Origin of the sequence: Litchfieldella qijiaojingensis, from assembly GCF_014651875.1 — a bacterium.
GTDB classification, from domain to species: domain Bacteria; phylum Pseudomonadota; class Gammaproteobacteria; order Pseudomonadales; family Halomonadaceae; genus Litchfieldella; species Litchfieldella qijiaojingensis.
Map to the genome: position 1 here is coordinate 1 of NZ_BMXS01000063.1, position 2085 is coordinate 2085.

Here is a 2085-nt window from a genome sequence, read left to right on the forward strand (position 1 = left end):
GCCCCGGCACCGGCGACGCCCCGGCACTGGCCATCGACTCCTCGGCCCTGGGCGGCATGTACGCCGGCAGCATCCGCCTGGTCGGCACCGAAAACGGCGTGGGCGTCAAACTGGCCGGCGACATGGCCGCCAGCGACGGCGATATCCGCATCGACGCCAACGGCCACCTGCGCCTGGCCGACGCCTCCAGTACCGGGACGATCCAGGCCAGCGCCGCGAGCGCGACCCTGGACGGCGACGTCCATGCCTCCCAGGCCGTCACCGTGCGCACCCGCGACAACCTCGCTGTCACAAGCCGCCTGACCAGCGCCGGCGACATCACCCTGAAGGCCGGGCAGCGCCTCGCCAACCGGGGCACCGTCGTCGCTGGCATCGAGAACGACACCCGCCAAGCCGGCGCCGACCTCACCCTCAAGGCCGACCGGCTCGACAACCAGGGGCGTCTCGACGCCACCAAGCGCCTCGCGGTGACCGCCACCACCACGCACAACCAGGGCCGGCTACTGGCCAGCGAAATCGCCGTCGACGCCCCACGGCAGGTGACCAACACGGGCACCCTCCAGGGCGAGCGGGTGACCCTGACGAGCGAGACCGTCACCAACCGGGGCCAGGCGGCGACCCTCGCCGCCACCGCCTCGCTCGAACTGGACACCGAGCATCTCGACAACCTCGGCGGCAGCGTGCAGTTCGCCCACGGCCAGGACGTCCAGCTCGACCTCGAGCGGCTCGACAACAGCGGCGGGACCCTGAGCCTCGACGACGGCGACCTTCAGGGCCGCGTCGGCACCCTCACCAACCGCGGCGGACGCCTCACCGCCGACCGCATCGCGCTCGACGCCACCTCGTTGGATAACGGCAGCGAAGGGCTGATTGCCGCCTCCGACGGCGACCTGACCCTCGACGTTGCCGATACCCTGGACAATAGCCAGGGCCGACTGCAGGCCAACGGCAACGTCTTGCTCACCGCCGGCACCCTGACCAACAGCGACGGCACGCTCGCTGGCGATAGCGCCACGCTCAAGATTGCCCAAGACCTGACCAACCAGCGCGGCGTGATCAGTGCCGAGGCGGGCGACCTCGCGCTTGAGGTCGGCGCGCGGCTGGACAACGCCGGCGGTCACGTGCAGACCCGTACCGGGACGCTGACCCTCACCGCCGGCGAGGTCGACAACCGGGGCGGTAGCCTGCTTGCCAAGCAGGCCATCGACGCGGCGGTGACCGAAGGCCTCGATAACGGCGCCCAGGGCACGCTCGCCGCCGATGCCATCACACTCGACACCGACCGCCTGATCAATCACGACGGCAGCCTGGTCGGCGACCTGGTCACCCTGACGCTGGATCGCCTCGACAACGACGCCGGGTTGATCAGCGCGCAGGAGTCGCTGCACCTCGACCTGGTCGAGGCGCTGAGCAACCGTGCCGGACGGCTGCAGGTCACCGACGGGGATCTGTTTCTGAAAGGCGGCCGCGAGCTCGACAACACCCAGGGCATCCTGGTCGCCAAACACCTGCAACTGACGGACGTCGGCACAGTCACCAACCGCCAGGGCCAGCTCATCGCCGACGGCATCGAGATCGACGCCGCCTCGCTCGATAACAGCAGCGAAGGCCTGATCGCCGCCACCGCCGGCGACCTCACCCTCGCGGTCGCCGACACCCTCGACAACACCCAGGGACGGCTGCAGGCCAACGGCAACGTCTCGCTCACCGTCGGCACCCTGACCAACACCGACGGCACGCTCGCTAGTAATAACGCCACGCTGGATATCACCCAAGACCTGCACAACCAGCGCGGCGTGATCAGCGCCGAAGCCGGCGACCTCACGCTTGAGGTGGGCACGCGGCTGGACAACGCCACGGGCCATATCCNCACCCTGCTGGCCAAGCAGACTCTCGACGCCACGGTGACCGAAGGCCTCGACAATAGCGCCCAGGGCGTGCTCACCGCCGATGCCATCACGCTCGACGCCGACCGCCTGGCCAACCACGGCGGCCGCCTGGTCGGCGACCTGGTCACCCTGACGCTCGACCGCCTCGACAACGATGAAGGGCTGATCAGCGCCCGCCAGGGGTTGCACCTCGACC

General features: G+C 69.8%; 1 pseudogene. It reads left to right on the top strand.

Annotated features, from left to right (window positions below):
- Positions 1-122: 122 nt before the first annotated feature.
- Positions 123-2085, top strand: a pseudogene (locus tag IE093_RS22185) (hypothetical protein); the annotation flags it as partial.